This window comes from Streptococcus infantis (genome assembly GCF_018499575.1).
Classification (GTDB): Bacteria; Bacillota; Bacilli; order Lactobacillales; family Streptococcaceae; genus Streptococcus; species Streptococcus infantis_K.
Window position 1 is genome coordinate 821,628 of the sequence record NZ_JAHDAP010000001.1, and the last position, 19,755, is coordinate 841,382.

Consider the following 19,755-nt stretch of genomic DNA (forward strand, 5'->3'; position numbering starts at 1 on the left):
TTATCATTAAGCATTAAAGCTTTCAGTCAATTGTGGTACCACTTGTTTCTTACGTGAAACAGCACCTGGAAGGAAAGCGTGGTTGTTTTCAAGTTTGAAGTTGAAAGCTGCTTCTACCTTGTCCATATTAGCACCAAGGGCTAAAATTTCTGAGTTTGAGTTGACGATGTCTGTAATCATCAAGACAAAGTCAGAGTATCCATTAGCTGCATTTGCGGCTTGGATAGCTGCTTCGATTTCAGCTTGACGTTCCAATACTTCAGCAATATCGACTGTATTAACTTGGGCAACACGAACATTATTTCCGTTGAGTTCAAACGTCTTAGCATCGATGTCGATCAATTCTTCAGCAGATTTGCTTGCCAAATTTGTACCAGCCTTAAGCATTGAAAGACCGTATTCTTCCAAGTTCACACCAGCCAATTCTGCCAATTCAGGCGCAATCACCTTATCAGATGGGTGAGTTGTTGGAGATTTCAAAAGAAGGGTATCTGAAATCAAACCTGAAAGCATCAAACCTGCAATTTCTTTTGGAACAGCTACACCGTGTTCTTTGAACATGCGGTAAACGATAGAAGATGCTGATCCAACTGGCTCCAAACGCATGTAAAGTGGGCTAGCAGTTTCAAAGTTAGCCACACGGTGGTGGTCCACTACACCGTAAACTTCTACTTCAGCGATATCTGAAACAGATTGTTGGAATTCATTGTGGTCTGTTAAGATGACTTGCTCTGCACCTTCTGCTTTAGCTGATGTGATCACGCGTGGTGCTTCCACACCAAAATAGTCCAATACGAAAGCAGTTTCTTCATTTGGAGTTCCAAGAGCTACTGCTTCTGTATCCAAACCATAAGCTTCTTTTGCAAGATAAGCAAAGGCTACAGATGAACCGATAGCATCTGAGTCCGGATTTTGGTGACCAAATACTAGAATCTTAGACATGATAATACCTCGTTTCTTTATTCTCCTTATTGTAGCATTTTTTTTAATTTTTGACAAAAGTAAGAGGAGTCAAATGACTCCTCGCTACATGTCAAAAGTATTGACTAAATTTTTATTTTGATACTCTTTGAGATAATGTTCTTTTTGCAAGCGTGTTTGACGTTTGAAAAGAGCTTCTGCAGACATGGCTTCTTCCTTACTATCAAAACCTTCCGCAAAAATGAGTTTAACTGGCAACCGAGCTCGTGTATACTTGGCTCCTTTACCACTATTGTGGACAGCAACTCGTTTCTTGACATCTGTTGTATAGCCTGTATAGTAGGAACCATCACGGCACTCAACCACATACATATAAGCCTTATGAACCATAGTAAATCTCTTGAATTTCTGGTGTATAAGTACCATCACTATTATGAACAATGAGTGGTGGTAAAACCTTAAAGCCACTAGTGGAACCGTCCTTGATAGCCTCAATCAAAAGCATATTGGCTTCCTTTTCCCGTTTAGGGTAAACAAATTGTAGGCGCTTTGGAGCTAGATTATGCTGTTGGAGTGTAGCTAAGATATCTAATAATCTATCTGGACGATGAACCATTGCCAAACGCCCGTTTGATTTGAGAATACTTTGGGCACTACGACAAATTTCCTTGAGATTGGTCGTAATTTCATGCCGAGCTAAAAGGTAATGCTCGCTTTCGTTCAGATTAGAATTTGCGTCCACCTTAAAATAAGGTGGATTGCACAAAATCAAATCGACCTTGCTCCCCTGAATGTAGCTAGGCATGTTCTTCAAATCATCACAAATAACCTGCATCTGCTCTTCTAAGCCATTTAAACGAACCGACCGTTCAGCCATATCAGCTAGACGTTCCTGAATTTCTACAGATAGAATTTTAGCCTTGGTACGACTACTGGCAAATAGTCCAACAGCTCCATTACCTGCACAGAAATCTACTATCAACCCATTTTTAGGGAAACGTGGAAAACGCGACAGAAGAACACTATCCACCGAATAGCTGAAAACCTCTCTATTTTGAATAATCTTGATATCTGTAGAGAAGAGTTGGTTAATGCGCTCTCCTGATTTTAATAATTGTTCTTCGTTCATACTTCTATTATAACAAAATATAATAACATCACAATGATTTGAGGGATATCAATTACTGTTTTTCTTTAAATGCTCCAAGGCTTCTCGAGTCCAAACAGGCATCATGCGGCCAAGCGGCGCGAATCCATGTTTAATGCGATCATTCGAAAAACGTCTCCGTCTAGGAAGTTGATGTTTTTCTTCTTCCAAGGTACGAATGGAAAGGCTAGCCTTCCCTGTATATTCATCAAAATCTACCACCTGTACCTGGACTTCATCACCGATTTTTAAAACCTCGTAAATATTCTCGATAAATCCTGTCCGAATCTCCGAAATATGAATCAGGCCTGTCACTCCTGTTTCTAACTCAACAAAAGCTCCATAGGGCTGAATCCCAGTAATTCGGCCATTTAGCTTATCACCGATTTTCATTTTAGTCCTCAATTTCAATAGTTTCAATTACGACATCTTCAACTGGCTTGTCCATGGCACCTGTTTCGACACCTGCAATTGCATCCAGAACTTCATAAGAAGCTTCATCCGCAAGTTGACCGAATACAGTATGACGACGGTCTAGGTGAGGAGTTCCACCTTGTTCTGCATAAATCTCAGCAATTGGCTCTGGCCAACCACCACGAGCAATTTCTTTTTTAGAATATGGCAAGTGTTGGTTCTGCACGATAAAGAACTGGCTACCATTTGTATTTGGTCCAGCATTGGCCATAGAAAGGGCTCCACGCACATTGTAAAGTTCTTCTGAAAACTCGTCCTCAAATGACTCACCATAGATAGATTCACCACCCATACCAGTACCAGTTGGGTCTCCACCTTGAATCATAAAATCTTTAATAATACGGTGGAAAATCACACCGTCATAGTAACCATCTTTTGATAGAGCAATAAAGTTGGCTACTGTTTTTGGTGCGTGATCAGGGAAAAGCTTGACACGCATATCCCCATGATTTGTCTTAATAGTCACAATCGGACCTTCTACTGCTTCAATGTCTACTTGTGGAAAATGTAATTCTTTTTCTACCATACCAAATCCTTCTAAGGCATCAAAAATGCCATCTTCTTCTAATGTTTTTGTAATATAATCTGCTTTTTCTTTGATTTTGTCATGAGAAACACCCATAGCGATGCTAATGCCTGCATAATCAAAGAGCTCCATATCGTTCAGTCCATCTCCAAAGACCATGACGTTCTCAGGTTTAAGACCTAAATGTTCTACAACTTTTGCTACACCAGCTGCTTTTGAACCTGAAATTGGTACAACATCTGACGAATGTTCATGCCAGCGTACCATACGCAAAGTCGATGCTAAACTTTCAGGCAACATCAAGTCATCTCCCTGATCCTCAAAGGTCCACATCTGATAAATATCTTCTTTTTGGTAAAAATCAGGGTCCACCTCTAAATCAGGATAAATCGGGTCAATCGCCTGGCTAATCATCTCTGTTCGCCTTGATAGTTTAGCAGCATGACTTCCCACCAAACCATAATCAATCCCAACTTCTTTGGTCCAAGTAATATACTCTTCAACCTTATCTTTAGCAATTTTGTTACTATAAATGACATTGCCTTTTTTGTCCTCAATATAAGCACCATTCAAAGTTACAAAGAAATCAGGTTTGAGGGCTTTAATCTCTGGGACGATACCAAAAATGCCTCGACCAGTCGCAATTCCTGTCAAGATTCCTTTTTGGCGTAATTGTTTAAAGACTGTTGGAATAGTACTTGAAACAAAACCTGTCTTTGAATTTCGTAAAGTATCATCTATATCAAAAAAGATAATTTTAATCTTCTTAGCCTTGTATCTTAACTTGGCATCCATTATAATACCTCCTTCAATTCACTCTTTCCATTATACCATAAAGTAGAAAAATCCCACATCCCCAAGAAAATCCTTGTATCTTATCCGAATTCCTTTACTAGATACAACACCAAATCATCATTATTTTGGCTAGTTGCATTCATTTTCAAGGGTTGATTTCGATACCAAACACCTGTCCCATCTGGAATATAGCCCCGTCTGATATACAATCTCTGGGCAGGTCCATAGCCTGAGTGCAAACCTACACCCAACGTCACTTTGTCTGAAAAAAGCTTTACTCGTCTTTCTGCCTCTTCCATCAAGAGGTTTCCAATTCCTTGATTTTGAAAAGGCTCAAAGACATTAAAATCTGAAAGTTCCGGAGCCCTTCCAGCAAAGGGACCCTGCTTAGCATCGGGTAAAATAGTAATGTAGCCCGCTACAGCACTAGTAAAGTCAGCAATTAACACTTCCCTCTCTCCACTTTCCTGCTCTTTAAAATATCGAGTTAAAATCTCCTCTCTACTTGGCCAACCTTGGCTGATAAATCCTAGAGATAGATCTTTAATGTCAGATTCTTGCATTTTTCTAATTGAACATGTCGTCTTCATAAGCTGCTCCTTTAAAGCTTTGTCCTACCATTATAGCACGATAATAAAAAGAAAAAACCTAGTAAGAAAAAAGGAGCTTACTAGGTCAAAAAGTAGCTCTGTCCAACAGAGGCCTGAAAAAGAGGTCCACCCGGACCCCAACTCGCTCTCTCATTTCAATGCTCTTGAAAAAAAGACCCACCCGGGTCTTTTTTTTTAATCTTCGTTTACGAAAGGCATCAAAGCCATTACGCGAGCGCGTTTGATAGCTGTTGTTACTTTACGTTGGTTTTTAGCTGAAGTTCCAGTTACACGACGAGGAAGGATTTTCCCACGTTCTGAAACGAAACGGCTAAGAAGCTCAGTATCTTTGTAATCAACATATTCAATTTTGTTTGCTGCGATGTAATCAACTTTTTTACGGCGTTTGAATCCGCCACGACGTTGTTGAGCCATGTTTTTTCTCCTTTATAGTATTAATTGTCCATTAGAATGGTAAATCATCATCTGAAATATCCAAAGGATTGGTTGCTCCAAATGGATTTTCATCACGTGAAAAGTCTGGTACTGAATTTGTAGAAGCTGCATGATTCGCAGTTGGTGCAGAATAAGCTCCACCACTTTGTCCTTCACGAGCACTACGGCTTTCCAACATTTGGAAATTATCAGCTACGACTTCTGTCACGTAGACACGTTGTCCTTGCTGGTTATCGTAACTACGAGTCTGAATACGGCCTGTAATCCCAACAAGAGAGCCTTTTTTAGCCCAATTAGCAAGATTTTCAGCCTGTTGGCGCCACATAACGACGTTGATAAAATCAGCCTCACGTTCGCCGTTTTGACTCTTGAATGTACGGTTTACTGCAAGAGTAAAAGTCGCAACTGCTACATTTGATGGGGTATAACGTAACTCAGCGTCACGTGTCATACGCCCTACAAGTACAACATTGTTAATCATAATCTACCTTCTTACGCGTCAAGTTTGACGATCATGTGACGAAGAATGTCAGCGTTGATTTTTGAAAGACGGTCAAACTCTTTAAGAGCTACGTCATCGTTTGCTTCAACGTTAACGATGTGGTAAAGTCCTTCACGGAAATCTTGGATTTCGTATGCAAGACGACGTTTTTCCCAATCTTTTGATTCAACAACAGTTGCACCGTTGTCAGTCAAGATAGAGTCAAAACGTGCTACCAAAGCGTTTTTCGCTTCTTCTTCAATGTTTGGACGAATGATATAAAGAATTTCGTATTTAGCCATTGATATGTTCCTCCTTTTGGTCTAATGACCCCAAGTCTTTGCATGGGGTAAGTGAGGTTTGCTCACAATAAACTATTATACTAGAAAAAAATTTTTTTCGCAAGTGTAAAACAATAATAGTTTACTTTTTAGAGTTTTTTTGCTGCAGTTTTTGTAATTTCATCTACGAAAATATTCTCTTCTTCAAATTTCTTCTTCAAAGAACTAAGATCAACTGTTCCTTCAATTTGAACTTCAATAACAATTTTGCCATCTTTACGTGGAATATTAACAGTATGAGAAATATTAAGATTCTCCTCAACGATTAAAGAAACTATCTTACCTAGAACCCCAACTTCATTTTCAGTGATAAAACGAACACGAATTCCCTCTTCACCATAACCAGCGATTTCAAGAAAAGCACTGAATACATCTCGGTCTGTAATGACTCCATACAATTGTCCATTATCAACAACTGGTAAAATACCAATCTTATTTTTAAGCATAAGATAAGTTGCATCTTCTAAACTTGCATAGCCTGAAACAGTAACAACATCACGAATCATGACATCTTTTACCTTTGTCTTATTAAGCAAGTAATTCATCTCGAAGATTGAAAGACTAGTTGCTTTTGAAGGACTAGCTTCAGCGATTGTTCCCTCTGTTACTAAACCAACTAGTTTATCATTCTCAATAACAGGAAGACGGTGCAAACCTTGCTCGCGCATCAAATCTGCAGCGTGCGCTACAGTCGTATCAGGACTGATATAAACGACCTTTCGTGTCATAAAATCTTTAACTGCCATCGGAAATCTCCTTTATGTTTATAGTTTTATTATACACTTTTTACGGAAAGCTATCAAACGCTTTCATTTCTTTTTCAAGATTCAGATAACTCTGAGAACTTTACGAAAAAGAGCCCCACCTAGAGCTCTTATTATTATACTTGTCTGAATTGCGTCGCAATCCTTATCTGCCGACTAAAAAGGTCCCCCAGACTATAGAGGGATTGCATGCGCAATCTCCATCCACAACCTAAACTAGTCTCCCAGACTAGATGTTAATTGCTGACGCAATTTTTATCCGCCGACTAAAACAATCCACTGGATTGTTTTAGCCACCTAGATATGCTTTTCTGACTTCGTCTGATGCTGCGAGTTCTTTTCCTGTTCCTGAAAGAACAATCTTCCCTGTTTCAAGAACATAGCCTCGATCTGCGATTGCAAGTGCTTTATTAGCATTTTGCTCAATCAGAAGAACAGTTGTTCCTTGCTTTTGAATATCCTGAATGATATCAAAAATTTCTTGGATAAAAATCGGAGCAAGTCCCATTGATGGTTCATCTAATAAAAGAAGTTTAGGCGTTGACATGAGTGCACGTCCCATGGCAAGCATCTGTTGTTCACCACCAGATAGAGTAGCCGCATCTTGGTTCTTCCGTTCTTCTAAACGTGGGAAGCGTGAAAAGACTTTTTTCAAGTTTGCTTGATTTTCTTCACGATTTTTCTTGAGAAAGGCACCCATCTCTAAGTTTTCCATAACTGTCAAGCCAGGGAAAACGTGACGACCTTCTGGTACTTGTGAAAGACCTGATGCTACAATCTTTTGGGCAGGCATTTTTTGGATTTCTTGTCCCAAAAATTCAATTCGACCAGCACTTGGACGCACAAGACCTGATAGGGTACGAAGAATTGTAGTTTTACCAGCACCGTTAGCACCGATAAGAGAAACAACTTCTCCTTCATTGACTTCAAAGCTCACATCACGTACAGCTTGAATCATACCGTAGTGTACTGAGAGGTTTTCAACTTTTAACATAGACATTAGGCTTCACCTCCAAGATAAGCTTCGATAACACGTTTATTACTCTTGATTTCATCTGGTGTACCATGAGCAATCAAACGACCATACTCAAGGACATAGATACGCTCAGTAACTTCCATGACCAAGCTCATATCATGTTCAATCAGCATGATGGTGATTTTAAATTCATCCTTGATCCGACGAATTAATTCAGTTAATTCTGCAGTTTCTTGTGGATTCATACCTGCTGCAGGCTCATCCAAGAAGAGGATTTTAGGCTCTGTAGCAAGGGCGCGAACAATTTCCAAACGACGTTGTTGACCATAAGCTAAGTTTTTAGCTAAAGTTTCAGCCTCACCATCTAAATCGAAGATATTTAGTAGTTCTAGGGCTTTGGCTTTTAATTCTTTTTCATTCTTGTAAAAAGCTGGCAGACGCAAAAAACTAGCAAATACATGTTGTTTATGATGGTTGCTAAATGCAATGAGAACATTGTCTAATACAGTTAAGTCTTTAAAGAGACGAATGTTTTGGAAAGTACGTCCTAAACCAAGAGCAGCAATTTTATAGGGTTGCTTGCCATTTAACAAGTGACCATCCAAGGTTACTGTTCCTTCGCTTGGTTCATACACACCTGTCAGCAAATTGAAAAGAGTTGTTTTCCCAGCTCCGTTCGGTCCAATCAAACCAACAAGTTCACCTTCATTCAATTCAAGAGTTACATCTCCAACAGCTGTCAAACCACCAAAATGCTTGGTTAAATTTTTTACTTCAAGTAATGCCATTAGTTTTGTCCCTCCTTCTTACCTTTTTTAAAGAGACGTGATAGGCTCAATTCCCATGTTCCAAGAAGACCACCTGGTCTGAAAATCATAACGAGTACCAAGGCCAAAGCATAGATAATCATACGAACGCTAGCAACGTCTTGAAGGAACATATTCAAAATACCAAGAACAATCGCAGCGACAATTGCTCCTGTAATTGATCCCAAACCACCAAATACAACGATAATTAAAACGTTGATAGAGTTGATAAAGCTATAATCTTTTGGCACAACAGAACCGATAAATCCAGCTTGAAGGGAACCTGCAATACTTGCAGTCATAGCTCCAAAGACAAATGCGATAATTTTGATTTTTGTTGTATTGACCCCGACAGATTCAGCTGCAATTTCATCTTCACGAACAGACAAGGTTAAACGACCGATTGGACTACGAAGGAAATTCAGCGTTGCAATTGTCGTAATCACGGCAAAAATGTATACCATTTGCCAATTAGTAAAGTTTGGAATACCAAGGATACCAGCGGCTCCGTTTGTTAAATCACCACCATTGACGATTAGGATACGGATAATTTCAGCAACTCCAAGTGTCGCAACTGCAAGGTAGTCCCCCTTCAAACGAAGGGTAGGAATTCCAACGACCAAGGCAACCAAACCAGCAATGATAGCACCAAGCAACATAGCTCCAAAAAAGGCACCATAAGTTGGAGATTTAGAACCAATAATGGCTGCTGCATAGGCACCGATAGCCATGAACCCAGCATGTCCAAGAGAAAATTGACCAGAAAAACCAACGATAAGGTTAAGTCCTACTGCAAGAATAATATTGATACCGATTTGTTCTAGAATCTGAATATGGAAAAGGTTTAAAATACCAAACGAAACTAATAAGCTAATCACACCATATCCAAGCAACAAAAGGAGCAACCAGAGAATATTAACTTTTAAATTTTCTTTCATTGTTTACACCTTCTCTTTCACATTCTTACCAAGGATACCTGCTGGACGAACAATCAAAATCAATAGCAAGATTCCGTACACGATAGCATCACGGAAATCTGACATTCCGAAGGCTGTTGCAAAAGTTTCCAATAGTCCGATTACAAAACCTCCAAGAGCTGCACCAGGAATAATACCGATACCACCTAAAACGGCAGCCACGAATGATTTAATACCCGGAGTCATTCCCATCAATGGTTCAAGAGAGTTGTAGTAAAGGGCAATCAAGACACCTGCTGCACCAGCCAGAGCTGATCCTAATGCAAAGGTGAAACTGATTGTGCGGTTTACGTTGATCCCCATCAATTGAGCTGCATCACTATCTACAGATACGGCACGCATGGCTTTCCCCATTTTTGTTTTTTGCACGATGAGTTGCAAAAGAATCATCAAAACAATCGAAACAGTCAAAATCAACAATTGAATATTTGTTAGACTGATTGGACCCAAGTCATAACGAACTGTTTGGATTGCTTGAGGGAAGGCACGTGTATTGGCACCTACTAGATAGACCATTCCATACTCAAGCAAGAAGGATACCCCGATAGCAGTAATCAATACAGAGATACGAGTGGAATGACGTAGTGGACGATAGGCTAAAAATTCAATGATAACACCGAGGATAGCTGAACCAATCATAGATAAAATTAAGGCTAAAAAGAAATTTAAATGTAGGGAATTGATCAAGAAATAACCCATGAAAGCACCCATCATATAAATATCACCATGGGCAAAGTTAATCAGCTTGATAATTCCATAAACCATAGTATAACCCAGGGCTAGCAAGGCGTAAACACTACCCAAGATCAGACCATTGACAAGTTGTTGAAGCATATGGTTCACTCTTTCTATGTTTTATTTTTAGGATTATGTAAAAAAATAATCCCTTTATAAATACCGAAACAGGGAGTGAGTAAAAGCTCATTCCCCATTTACAATATCTATAAAATTAAGGTTTTACGACTTCTGCCGCATCTACTTTACCATTATTCATGGTCATCATGAAGGCTGTTTTCACAGTGTTATGATCTGCATCAAAGCTTGTTTGACCTGTAACACCTTCGAAGTTTTGTGTTTTAGCAAGGTTGTTCTTGAGATCAACTGAAGTTTTTGCACCTTTTGCTGCGTTAGCTACAAGGTAAACTGAGTCATAAGCAAGAGCTGCAAATGTTGAAGGATCTTCGTTGTATTTTGCACGGTAAGCTTCAAGGAAGGCTTTTGCTTTATCTGAAACATCAACAGTAGTTGAGAATCCTGAGATGAAGTAGATATTTGATGCGCGTTCAGCAGTTGCTTGTTGAACAAATTCTGCACCGTTAAATCCATCACCACCGATGATTGGTTTATCAATTCCCATACCACGAGCTTGGTTTACAATCTTACCAGCTTCTGTGTAGTAACCTGGCAATACGATAGCATCAAAGTCTTTATCTTTGATTTTTGTCAAAGCTGCTTGGAAATCTGTATCACCTGATACAAATGTTTCATCTGCTACGATTTCACCTGTGAATGAATCACGGAAAGATTTTGCAATACCTTTAGCGTAGTCGCTTGAGTTATCTGTATACAAGACAACTTTCTTAGCGTTCAATTTATTTGAAACGTAGTTTGAGATGATTTTCCCTTGGAAGCTATCTTGGAATGTTCCGATGAAGAGGAAATCTTGACCTTTTGTCAAACCGTCTTGAGTAGCACTTGGAGAAATCAATGGGACTCCAGCTTGTGTAGCATTTGCTACTGCTGCTGCAGTCGCACCTGAAGTCGCAGGTCCTACGATAGCTGCTACCTTAGATTGAGTCACAAGGTTTGTTGAAACAGAAGCAGCTTCAGCAGTTTCAGATTTGTTATCTTTATCAACTACTTCGATTTGTTTTCCATCGATACCACCTGCTGCGTTGATTTCATCAACCGCAAGTTGAGCACCCTTTTGCTCAGATGTACCGTAAGATGCTACAGCACCAGTTTCTTCGAAGTTGAAACCAATTTTTACAACTTTTTCATCAATTGGGTTACCAGTTGTGTTTGAAGCTCCTGACTTCACTTCCCCACAAGCTGCTAAGAGAGCTGTACTTGCAAGAGCTACAAGTGATAATGCAAATTTTTTCTTCATGTTTATCTCCTTTTTAAGTTCAATTTAAATTACATGTTAAGAATATACCGAATTATCAGAAAATTGTCAACAAGTTTCTCTCACTTTTTTAAATGATAACGTTTTCGGTGTTTTTATAGAGGTTACCAACGAAAGGAGTTTCTAATTCTTGGATATGACATCGTCTCACTTTCTTGATAAATTTCTCTTTTCCTAAGCGATTTACCAGCTCTTCTACTTCTTCTGTTGGGACATAAAGTTGTAGATACCGGTGTTTTTTAGAGTGATAACAAATATCGCCATAATTTGCCAGTTTTTTTGCATCACGATTATAGTATAGGTAGATAATCAGACCGGACCGATTTTCTTTTTGAAACATAATTCAACTTCCTTTTAACAATCTTCCTTTTATTATACCAAAAAAAACAAGCTCAGTCGAGCTTGCTTTAGTAGATTAACTCAAAGAATTATTAGCCATAATTTCATCAATGAAACCATATTCAAGAGTTTCTTGAGCACTCATCCAGTAATCACGTTCAGCATCTTTATGGATTTGCTCAACAGATTTGCCAGAATTATCTGCTAGAATTTGCTCCAAAGTCTTACGAGTTTTAAGCAAGTGTTCAGCAGCGATGGCCATATCAGTCTGTTGAGTACCACCGCCTGTACCACCCATTGGTTGGTGAATCATGTATTCTGCATTTGGAAGCATGAAACGTTTGCCTTTTGCTCCACTTGAAGCAATAATTGTTCCCATTGAAGCAGCCATCCCCATGACGATAGTTTGAACATCTGCCTTGATAAAGTTCATGGTATCAACGATTGCCAAACCAGCTGATACAGAACCACCCGGTGTATTTACATAAAGGTAAATATCTTTTGTACTATCTTGGGCATCCAAGAAAAGCAATTGGGCGATGACTGAGTTTGCCATATTGTCTTCGACTGGTCCAGTCAACATGATGATACGATCTTTTAGAAGACGTGAGTAAATGTCATACGAGCGTTCTCCACGACTTGTTTGTTCAATAACTACAGGAATCATTCATTTCTCCTTTTGATTTCTAATTTCTTTGTTAATAAGATTATTATATATCTTTGGTCAAAAAAGGTCAAATTTTTGCTCCATTCTAAAGACAGACACAAAAATTCAACCTCCTTTCAAGACTAAAACCAATGAACAGTTTTAGTGTATGCTTAGAATCTTATTTTGTACCGAACAAGCGGTCTCCTGCGTCACCAAGACCTGGAACAATATAGCCATGTTCGTTCAAACGTTCATCTAAAGCTGCAGTAAAGATTTCTACATCTGGGTGAGCTTCTTGGAGAGCTTTTACACCTTCTGGAGCAGATACCAGGCAGACAAATTTGATGTTTGAAGCCCCACGTTTTTTAAGGGAATCAACAGCCAAGATTGCAGAACCACCTGTTGCAAGCATAGGGTCAACCACAAAGATTTGACGTTGGTCGATATCTTCAGGTAATTTTACCAAGTATTCTACTGGTTGAAGGGTTTCTTCATCACGGTACATACCAATGTGTCCTACTTTTGCTGCTGGAACCAAGCTTAATAGTCCATCAACCATCCCAATACCTGCACGCAAGATTGGAACAATCGCTAATTTTTTACCAGCCAATTGCTTTTGAACTGTTTTTGTGATAGGTGTTTCGATTTCAACGTCTTCAAGCGGAAGATCACGAAGTACTTCATATCCCATCAACATTGCAATCTCGTTAACTAACTCACGAAAAGCTTTTGTAGAAGTGTCAGTGCGACGCAAGATTGACAATTTGTGTTGAATCAGTGGATGATTAATAACTTCAAGTTTTCCCATTTTCAGAATTCCTTCTTTCAATTTATTCTTCTTATTATATCAAAAAATGGCTTAAAAAGCTTTTTAAACCATTTATTTTTTTACAAATTCTAGATCAGGTGAGCTTCTTGGAGAGCTGCTTGCACTGTTTCAAGTGGTAAATGAGTCAACTCCGTTCCTTTTTCATGATAAAGGTGTTGGGCATAGTCATCCATACGGTATTGATTGATATAAACAACACGTTCACATCCCACCTGCAACAGTTGCTTGGTACAGTTGAGACATGGAAAATGAGTAACGTAGGCTGTAAAGCCCTTTGGAACGCCACGCTCTGCCCCTTGTAAAATAGCATTTACCTCTGCATGAAGAGTGCGGACACAGTGGCCTTCAATCACCAGACAGTCATGATCTATACAATGCTCTGTTCCTGATACAGAACCATTATAGCCTGTTGAAATAACCTTGTTATCCTTAACTAAAACGGCTCCTACCTTGGCACGTTTACAGGTTGAGCGATTGGCAATCAATAGGGCTTGAGCAGCAAAATACTCATCCCAAGCTAGTCTTTTTTCTGTCATAGCATTTCTCCTCATGTTTTATTTTTTGAAAAATGGCAGGCGTAGATCTGCGATTTTTTCAGCAGGAACCTTCATTCCATCCTTGATCCATTTTAGCAAAACCGATACGATAGCAGAACTCCAAAAAGAATGCAGGTAAGAGCTGACTCCTTTTGATTTTCCATAGTATTTTTCTAGAAATTCTTGCATGGCTTGCACAAAGATTTTTTCTAAGTGATAGTCCAGGGCAAGTTGAATAACCTTGGCTTCTTTCTTAGCTTCTCTAAAGAGGTGAACCCAAACTAGATAGAGATCCGTCTTGACATCGTAATGGCTTAGTTGCTCCATGATATTATGGACGCTTCGTTTAAAGACACTTTCTAAAATTTCTTCTTTGGATTCATAATTTCGATAAAAGGCTGCACGAGAAACGCCAGCACGTTTGACTAGCTCAGAAATGCTAATCTTAGCTAACTCCTTTTTCTCCAATAGTTGCAAAAGAGCTGTTTCAATCGCTTCTCTGGTTAGCAAATTAGATTCTTGATTGGATTTTCTAAGATTTTCAAGCGATTTTTCAGATATTTTACGTTCAGACATAACAATTTCTTTCTACTTGTGACAACAGAGAGGTACTACTTTTGTTTCAAGGGCTTTCATGATATAATTGTAAAAAAAGACAGAACCTTTGTCAATGTATAAGTGATAAAGATGGAGAATTTCTATGACTTGGAAGATTGTAGCTGACTCTGGTTGTGATTATCGTCAACTGGCAAATCCTGCTTTTGATACTGAATTTGTCAGTGTCCCATTAACGATTCAAGTAGCGGACCAGGTCTTTGTCGATGATGCCAATCTGGATATTGATCAGATGATGGAAACTATGTATGCGACTTCTGAAGCTTCTAAATCAGCTTGCCCTAGTCCTGATGATTATTTACGAGCATTTGAAGGTGCCAAACATATTTTTGTAGTGACCATCACAGGAACTCTGTCTGGTAGCCAAAACAGTGCTCAACTTGCAAAAAATATTTATCTTGAGGACCATCCCGATACTAAAATCCTTGTGATTGACAGCCTTTCAGCTGGTGGAGAGGTTGATCTCTTAGTTGAAAAGCTAAACGACTTAATTGAACAGGGATTATCATTTGAAGAAGTTGTCCAAGCAATTACTGCTTACCAAGAAAAAACAAAACTTCTTTTTGTTCTTGCTAAAGTAGATAATCTGGTTAAAAATGGCCGTTTGAGCAAGCTTATCGGTGCGGTTGTCGGACTACTTAATATTCGAATGGTTGGAGAAGCAAGTGAAACAGGAACATTAGAACTCCTCCAAAAAGCTCGTGGTGCTAAAAAGTCCCTTCAAGCTGCATATGAAGAAATCATTAAAGCTGGCTACGCTGGTGGACGTATTGTCATGGCTCACCGTAGCAATGAAAAATTCTGCCAACAACTCTCAGAACTCTTGCGAGAAAAGTACCCGCAAGCTGAAATTAAGATTCTTCCAACCTCTGGACTCTGCAGTTTCTATGCGGAAGAAGGCGGGCTCCTCATGGGATACGAAATCAACTAATAAATCTGACAAGAGATGTCTAATCATCTCTTGTTTTTTTATGGTACAATACTCTTATGAAACATTTTGATACTATTGTCATTGGAGGTGGCCCTGCTGGTATGATGGCTACAATTTCCAGTAGCTTTTATGGTCAGAAAACCCTTCTCATTGAAAAAAATCGGAAACTCGGAAAAAAATTAGCTGGTACAGGTGGTGGTCGTTGCAATGTCACCAACAACGGAACTCTAGACGATCTACTCGATGGCATTCCTGGAAATGGGCGATTTCTATACAGTGTCTTCTCCCAGTTTGATAACCATGATATCATCAACTTTTTCACAGAAAATGGTGTTAAACTCAAGGTCGAAGATCACGGACGCGTTTTTCCAGCCAGCGACAAATCGCGAACCATTATTGAAGCTTTGGAAAAGAAAATCATTGAACTTGGTGGACAAATTGCTACTCAAACGGAGATCGTTTCGGTTAAAAAGATAGACGACCAGTTTGTCCTTAAGTCTGCAGACCAGATCTTTACTTGTGATAAACTCATTGTCACAACTGGTGGGAAATCCTATCCTTCGACTGGATCTACTGGCTTTGGCCATGAGATTGCTCGCCACTTCAAACACACTATTACCGAGCTGGAAGCTGCCGAGAGTCCTTTATTGACGGATTTTCCGCATAAGGCCTTGCAAGGAATTTCACTGGACGATGTGACCCTAAGCTATGGCAAGCATGTCATCACCCATGATCTGCTCTTTACCCACTTTGGTTTATCAGGTCCTGCTGCTCTGCGCATGTCTAGCTTTGTCAAGGGTGGCGAAGTTCTTTCTTTGGATGTCTTGCCACAATTTTCTGAAGGTGATTTAGTAGATTTTCTTGAAGAAAACCGTGAAAAATCATTGAAAAATGCTTTAAAAACTTTGCTCCCTGAACGATTGGCAGAATTCTTTGTCCAAGGATACCCTGAAAAAGTCAAACAACTAACAGAAAAAGAACTAGAGCAACTTGTCCAGTCTATCAAAGCCCTCAAAATCCCTGTAAATGGCAAAATGTCTCTAGCAAAATCTTTTGTAACTAAAGGTGGTGTTAGTCTCAAGGAAATCAATCCAAAAACACTGGAAAGTAAACTGGTACCTGGCCTCCACTTTGCTGGTGAAGTACTAGATATCAATGCTCACACGGGTGGCTTTAACATTACTTCTGCCCTCTGCACCGGATGGGTGGCAGGAAGTCTACATTATGATTAAAATATTAAAGGTTGTGAAAAATGAACAGAAGAGAAGCAGTAGAATTTGTTAACATGTGTATGATTAAAAACGGAGACAAAGTTCTAGTTCAAGACCGAGTTAGTCCTGACTGGCCTGGCATTACTTTTCCTGGTGGCCATGTTGAACGTGGTGAATCCTTTGTCGATGCCGTCATTCGTGAAGTGAAAGAAGAAACTGGTCTAACCATTTCTAAACCCCAACTCTGTGGTATCAAAGACTGGTATGATGATGCAGATTATCGCTATGTTGTCCTCTTTTACAAAACAGAACACTTTACTGGTGAGCTACAATCTTCAGACGAAGGAAAAGTCTGGTGGGAGGATTTTGAAAATCTATCTCAATTAAAACTAGCTACTGAGGATATGTCTGATATGCTTCGTGTATTTGTAGAGGAAGATCTGAGTGAGTTCTTTTACTATAAAGATGGTGACGACTGGCTTTATGACTTGAAGTAATAAATAGGCTAGGAAATTCCTAGCCTATTTATTCTGCATTTGTCTGAACGTAAGCAGCAATGACATCTGATGTGTACTGGGCTGTTCCAGGTCCAAATTTATCAATATTTTCCTTAAACTCTGGGTTGTAGACATATCCTTTACCGATATATCCGAAGACTTCAATAGAGCAGTCAAATCCATAAGTACGAATGGCTTGTAAGAGCTTGGCTGCTTGCTCTTGGTTTTCAATTGCTGTTGCAGGTAAACCAGCTTGAAGATTTTGTGCCAAAGTTTGAAAGACTTGGTTAAAGGCGACCGTAGACTCATCTTCGCGACCCTTTTGTCGCTCTAGTGCTTGATCCATGACTTCTTGTCCATACTTCTCTACCGCTTCTTGCTGGTATTTTTGATGATCTTGATAGCTAAATCCAGTGAATTTTTCCTCAATGGTCATTTTTCTTTCTCCTTTTTGTTCTTGAATGGTTTTCTGCAAGGTGGAAATCAAGGTATCCAGATGTTGCCTTTCTCGAGTTAGATACTCCAACTGCCTAGTCAAATGTGGCAATAAATCTTTCCTTTCTTCCTTTAACAGCTCTGCTATTTTTTCTAAAGAAAAGCCAAGATACTTATAATACAGAATAACCTGAAGGCGTTCCAAATCCTCTTGACTATAGGTTCGATAGCCGTTTTCCGATTTTAAGGGGACCAAGAGTCCTATCTTGTCATAGTGGTGCAGGGTCTTGACAGAGACACCTGAAAGCTGCGCAGCTTCTTTTATTTGGTACATGATTTCCTCCTTACAAGGATAGTATAACCCCTCCCCTTAGGTCAGAGTCAAGATTTTTTTATAAAAGTTTAACTATTTTTAAATTTGGGGAAGATAATCGGTCTAAGCCATTGTCAAACTTTGACCTATTGTCCTCAGATTCGGAGAATTCCAAGTTAAAAAAAGACTTGAGAATCAACCTCGAGTCTTTTCTTTTTATGGATGACTAACAATCAATTCCAAACCTTGCCCTTCTAAGGTCCAAGCTTCAACATCACTTGGTAAGATAAAGTGGCTACCTTTTAGGATTGGATATTCCTTTCCGTCTACAGTCAATTTCCCTTGGCCAGCCAAGACGCTCAACAAGCTATAGTCAGCTGTCTTTTCAAAGTCAACTTTTCCAGTGATTTTCCACTTGTAAACTGCGAAGAAATCATTTGATACAAGAAGAGTTGAACGTAGGTCATCTGCTTTAACAGTCACAGGACGGCTATTAGCAGGCTCACCAATGTTCAAAACATCGATGGATTTTTCAAGATGAAGCTCGCGCAAGTTGCCATTATCGTCCTTACGGTCAAAGTCATAGACACGGTAGGTTGTATCACTAGACTGTTGCGTCTCAAGAATCAAGATTCCTGCCCCGATAGCGTGCATGGTCCCACTTGGTACATAGAAGAAATCCCCAGCCTTAACGGGAACCTTTGTCAGCAAGGCATCCCAGTTTTTGTCTTCAATTTGCTGACGGAGTTCTTCTTTTGATTTGGCATTGTGGCCATAGATAATCTCAGAACCTTCATCCGCGGCGATAATGTACCAGCACTCTGTTTTTCCGAGTTCGCCTTCATGCTCTAATCCATAAGCATCGTCTGGATGAACTTGAACACTGAGCCAGTCATTGGCATCAAGGATTTTGGTCAATAGTGGAAATACTGGCTCTGGACGGTTGCCAAACAATTCACGGTGTTCCGCATACAAAGTAGCGAGGTCTGTTCCTTGATAGCGGCCATTGGCTACCTTAGACACTCCATTTGGATGAGCTGAAATTGCCCAGTATTCTCCGATTTTTTCATTTGGAATGTCGTAGCCAAACTCATCACGTAGTTTAGTCCCACCCCAGATTTTTTCTTGCATTACAGAATGTAAAAATAATGGTTCTGACATCTTATTCTCCTGTCTGATTTTTCTCCCCTCATTATAGCAAAAAGCTAGGTCTAATTGAACTCTTTTTCACAGATTATAAAGTAGGGAGAAGATTTTATAAAAATAGTAACGATATGGATTTCATACTTTTGATAAATCTACAAGAAACTACTATCTCATAAGATTTGGAAGAATAAACAGCGTAAAGAAAGCTAGAGCAACCATCAGAAAAACTAATAAATAGATAGAAAATTTGAACAACCATGCATAAGGACCTGGTTTTAAAGGTCTTTCTACATAGGAATGTTTTGGTTTCTTAGGATCATAATAAACAGTTACCTTTCCTCCAATTGGAAATCGTTCCATTAAAGGTGATTTTGTTAAAGAGATGAAACTGTTCCTATAAATCTTGTATCTTAAAACCTGAGGAATTTCCCCATCTTCAAAATTATCCATTTTGACATCAGATACGATTGAACCTACGGGACTACTGATTGTATTTGAAATCGCATATCGAAATTTTGGCCCTAAAACCTTGTATCGGTTCCCATCAACAGTGTACTCGACAACTGGCAGGCTAATTCCGTTATAAAGAGCATAGGAATATCGGATAATAACTCCTTCCGTTCTTTCGGTGCATCTCTTGGCATTTCTGTAATTACTAAAGATAAAAATATCGAACATATAATAGGTGAAGGCAGCAAAGCCTAACGACATTAAGCCAAATAATAGAAAGAATGTTGTTGGCATCTTTTTCTCCTTAAAATATCATGATGATGACTCTATTTTAACAGAAAAGATGGGAGAAAAAAAGACCGGATGACTCCGATCTTTTAATAGTTCATATTCTCATAATCTGTTTTAAGAATCATTAAGGT

At 39.2% G+C, this 19,755-nt stretch carries 26 protein-coding genes; 3 read left to right on the plus strand and 23 right to left on the minus strand.

Annotated features, from left to right (window positions below):
• Positions 1-6 precede the first annotated feature (6 nt).
• The 20 genes from KJR31_RS04005 to KJR31_RS04100 all read right to left on the minus strand — a co-directional run bounded on the left by KJR31_RS04005 (position 7) and on the right by KJR31_RS04100 (position 14,311).
• Positions 7-942: a manganese-dependent inorganic pyrophosphatase gene (locus KJR31_RS04005; protein WP_214262180.1), complete on the minus strand. Its 936-nt coding sequence runs from the start codon at positions 940-942 to the stop codon at positions 7-9.
• 84 nt (positions 943-1,026) lie between these two features.
• Positions 1,027-1,311, minus strand: a complete 285-nt coding sequence (locus KJR31_RS04010; protein ID WP_214262181.1) for a GIY-YIG nuclease family protein — start codon at positions 1,309-1,311, stop codon at positions 1,027-1,029.
• The gene (locus KJR31_RS04015) at positions 1,301-2,050 is read right to left on the minus strand and encodes a tRNA1(Val) (adenine(37)-N6)-methyltransferase (RefSeq protein ID WP_214262182.1); all 750 of its coding nucleotides are present in this window, start codon (positions 2,048-2,050) and stop codon (positions 1,301-1,303) included. The genes KJR31_RS04010 and KJR31_RS04015 overlap by 11 nt, the downstream gene beginning before the upstream one ends.
• 48 nt (positions 2,051-2,098) lie before the next feature.
• Positions 2,099-2,461: a S1 RNA-binding domain-containing protein gene (locus KJR31_RS04020; RefSeq protein ID WP_004252382.1), complete on the minus strand. Its 363-nt coding sequence runs from the start codon at positions 2,459-2,461 to the stop codon at positions 2,099-2,101.
• A 1-nt stretch (position 2,462) separates the two neighbouring features.
• Positions 2,463-3,863, minus strand: coding sequence for a bifunctional Cof-type HAD-IIB family hydrolase/peptidylprolyl isomerase (locus KJR31_RS04025; protein WP_214262183.1), 1,401 nt, complete (start codon positions 3,861-3,863; stop codon positions 2,463-2,465).
• Between the two features lie 80 nt (positions 3,864-3,943).
• On the minus strand, positions 3,944-4,453 hold the full coding sequence (locus KJR31_RS04030; protein WP_214262184.1) for a GNAT family N-acetyltransferase: 510 nt from the start codon (positions 4,451-4,453) through the stop codon (positions 3,944-3,946).
• Positions 4,454-4,648: 195 nt separating this feature from the next.
• Positions 4,649-4,888, minus strand: a complete 240-nt coding sequence (gene rpsR, locus KJR31_RS04035; protein ID WP_000068664.1) for a 30S ribosomal protein S18 — start codon at positions 4,886-4,888, stop codon at positions 4,649-4,651.
• A gap of 31 nt (positions 4,889-4,919) precedes the next feature.
• Positions 4,920-5,390, minus strand: a complete 471-nt coding sequence (locus KJR31_RS04040) for a single-stranded DNA-binding protein (protein ID WP_214262185.1) — start codon at positions 5,388-5,390, stop codon at positions 4,920-4,922.
• Between the two features lie 11 nt (positions 5,391-5,401).
• A complete protein-coding gene (gene rpsF / locus KJR31_RS04045) occupies positions 5,402-5,692 on the minus strand; it encodes a 30S ribosomal protein S6 (protein ID WP_001151775.1) in 291 nt (96 codons plus the stop codon).
• Between the two features lie 128 nt (positions 5,693-5,820).
• Positions 5,821-6,477, minus strand: a complete 657-nt coding sequence (locus tag KJR31_RS04050; protein ID WP_214262186.1) for a CBS domain-containing protein — start codon at positions 6,475-6,477, stop codon at positions 5,821-5,823.
• Positions 6,478-6,784: 307 nt separating this feature from the next.
• Entirely contained in the window at positions 6,785-7,495 is a 711-nt protein-coding gene (locus KJR31_RS04055; RefSeq protein ID WP_214262187.1) for an ABC transporter ATP-binding protein, read from the minus strand.
• Complete coding sequence (locus KJR31_RS04060) at positions 7,495-8,259, minus strand: ABC transporter ATP-binding protein (RefSeq protein WP_214262188.1); 765 nt, start codon at positions 8,257-8,259, stop codon at positions 7,495-7,497. Before KJR31_RS04060 ends, KJR31_RS04055 begins: the two co-directional genes overlap by 1 nt.
• Positions 8,259-9,215 carry a branched-chain amino acid ABC transporter permease gene (locus KJR31_RS04065; protein ID WP_004252374.1) on the minus strand — a complete coding sequence of 319 codons (957 nt, stop codon included), beginning with the start codon at positions 9,213-9,215 and terminating at the stop codon, positions 8,259-8,261. The genes KJR31_RS04060 and KJR31_RS04065 overlap by 1 nt, the downstream gene beginning before the upstream one ends.
• Positions 9,216-9,218: 3 nt before the next feature.
• A complete protein-coding gene (locus tag KJR31_RS04070; protein ID WP_214262189.1) occupies positions 9,219-10,088 on the minus strand; it encodes a branched-chain amino acid ABC transporter permease in 870 nt (289 codons plus the stop codon).
• Positions 10,089-10,203: 115 nt separating this feature from the next.
• A complete protein-coding gene (locus KJR31_RS04075; protein WP_214262190.1) occupies positions 10,204-11,364 on the minus strand; it encodes an ABC transporter substrate-binding protein in 1,161 nt (386 codons plus the stop codon).
• An 88-nt stretch (positions 11,365-11,452) separates the two neighbouring features.
• Entirely contained in the window at positions 11,453-11,722 is a 270-nt protein-coding gene (locus KJR31_RS04080; protein ID WP_214262191.1) for a YlbG family protein, read from the minus strand.
• Positions 11,723-11,797: 75 nt separating this feature from the next.
• Positions 11,798-12,388 carry an ATP-dependent Clp protease proteolytic subunit ClpP gene (gene clpP, locus KJR31_RS04085; RefSeq protein WP_214262192.1) on the minus strand — a complete coding sequence of 197 codons (591 nt, stop codon included), beginning with the start codon at positions 12,386-12,388 and terminating at the stop codon, positions 11,798-11,800.
• A gap of 160 nt (positions 12,389-12,548) precedes the next feature.
• Positions 12,549-13,178: a uracil phosphoribosyltransferase gene (gene upp, locus KJR31_RS04090; RefSeq protein ID WP_006150334.1), complete on the minus strand. Its 630-nt coding sequence runs from the start codon at positions 13,176-13,178 to the stop codon at positions 12,549-12,551.
• A gap of 89 nt (positions 13,179-13,267) precedes the next feature.
• Positions 13,268-13,735: a deoxycytidylate deaminase gene (locus KJR31_RS04095; protein ID WP_214262193.1), complete on the minus strand. Its 468-nt coding sequence runs from the start codon at positions 13,733-13,735 to the stop codon at positions 13,268-13,270.
• A gap of 18 nt (positions 13,736-13,753) precedes the next feature.
• Positions 13,754-14,311 (minus strand): TetR/AcrR family transcriptional regulator, encoded by a 558-nt coding sequence (locus KJR31_RS04100; RefSeq protein ID WP_070677977.1) that lies wholly within the window; start codon positions 14,309-14,311, stop codon positions 13,754-13,756.
• 124 nt (positions 14,312-14,435) lie between these two features.
• Between KJR31_RS04100 and KJR31_RS04105 the strand changes: the two genes are divergently transcribed.
• The 3 genes from KJR31_RS04105 to KJR31_RS04115 are packed head-to-tail and all read left to right on the plus strand — an operon-like array spanning position 14,436 to position 16,989.
• Positions 14,436-15,281 carry a DegV family protein gene (locus KJR31_RS04105; RefSeq protein WP_214262194.1) on the plus strand — a complete coding sequence of 282 codons (846 nt, stop codon included), beginning with the start codon at positions 14,436-14,438 and terminating at the stop codon, positions 15,279-15,281.
• A gap of 56 nt (positions 15,282-15,337) precedes the next feature.
• Complete coding sequence (locus tag KJR31_RS04110) at positions 15,338-16,513, plus strand: NAD(P)/FAD-dependent oxidoreductase (protein WP_214262195.1); 1,176 nt, start codon at positions 15,338-15,340, stop codon at positions 16,511-16,513.
• 20 nt (positions 16,514-16,533) lie between these two features.
• Positions 16,534-16,989: an 8-oxo-dGTP diphosphatase gene (locus tag KJR31_RS04115; RefSeq protein ID WP_214262196.1), complete on the plus strand. Its 456-nt coding sequence runs from the start codon at positions 16,534-16,536 to the stop codon at positions 16,987-16,989.
• Positions 16,990-17,017: 28 nt separating this feature from the next.
• On the opposite strand, the gene KJR31_RS04120 is transcribed toward KJR31_RS04115, so the two are convergent.
• The 3 genes from KJR31_RS04120 to KJR31_RS04130 all read right to left on the minus strand — a co-directional run bounded on the left by KJR31_RS04120 (position 17,018) and on the right by KJR31_RS04130 (position 19,627).
• Positions 17,018-17,758, minus strand: coding sequence for a MerR family transcriptional regulator (locus tag KJR31_RS04120; RefSeq protein WP_214262197.1), 741 nt, complete (start codon positions 17,756-17,758; stop codon positions 17,018-17,020).
• A gap of 195 nt (positions 17,759-17,953) precedes the next feature.
• Positions 17,954-18,898 carry a mannose-6-phosphate isomerase, class I gene (manA, locus tag KJR31_RS04125; protein ID WP_214262198.1) on the minus strand — a complete coding sequence of 315 codons (945 nt, stop codon included), beginning with the start codon at positions 18,896-18,898 and terminating at the stop codon, positions 17,954-17,956.
• Between the two features lie 150 nt (positions 18,899-19,048).
• Entirely contained in the window at positions 19,049-19,627 is a 579-nt protein-coding gene (locus KJR31_RS04130) for a DUF3592 domain-containing protein (protein WP_214262199.1), read from the minus strand.
• Positions 19,628-19,755: the final 128 nt, after the last annotated feature.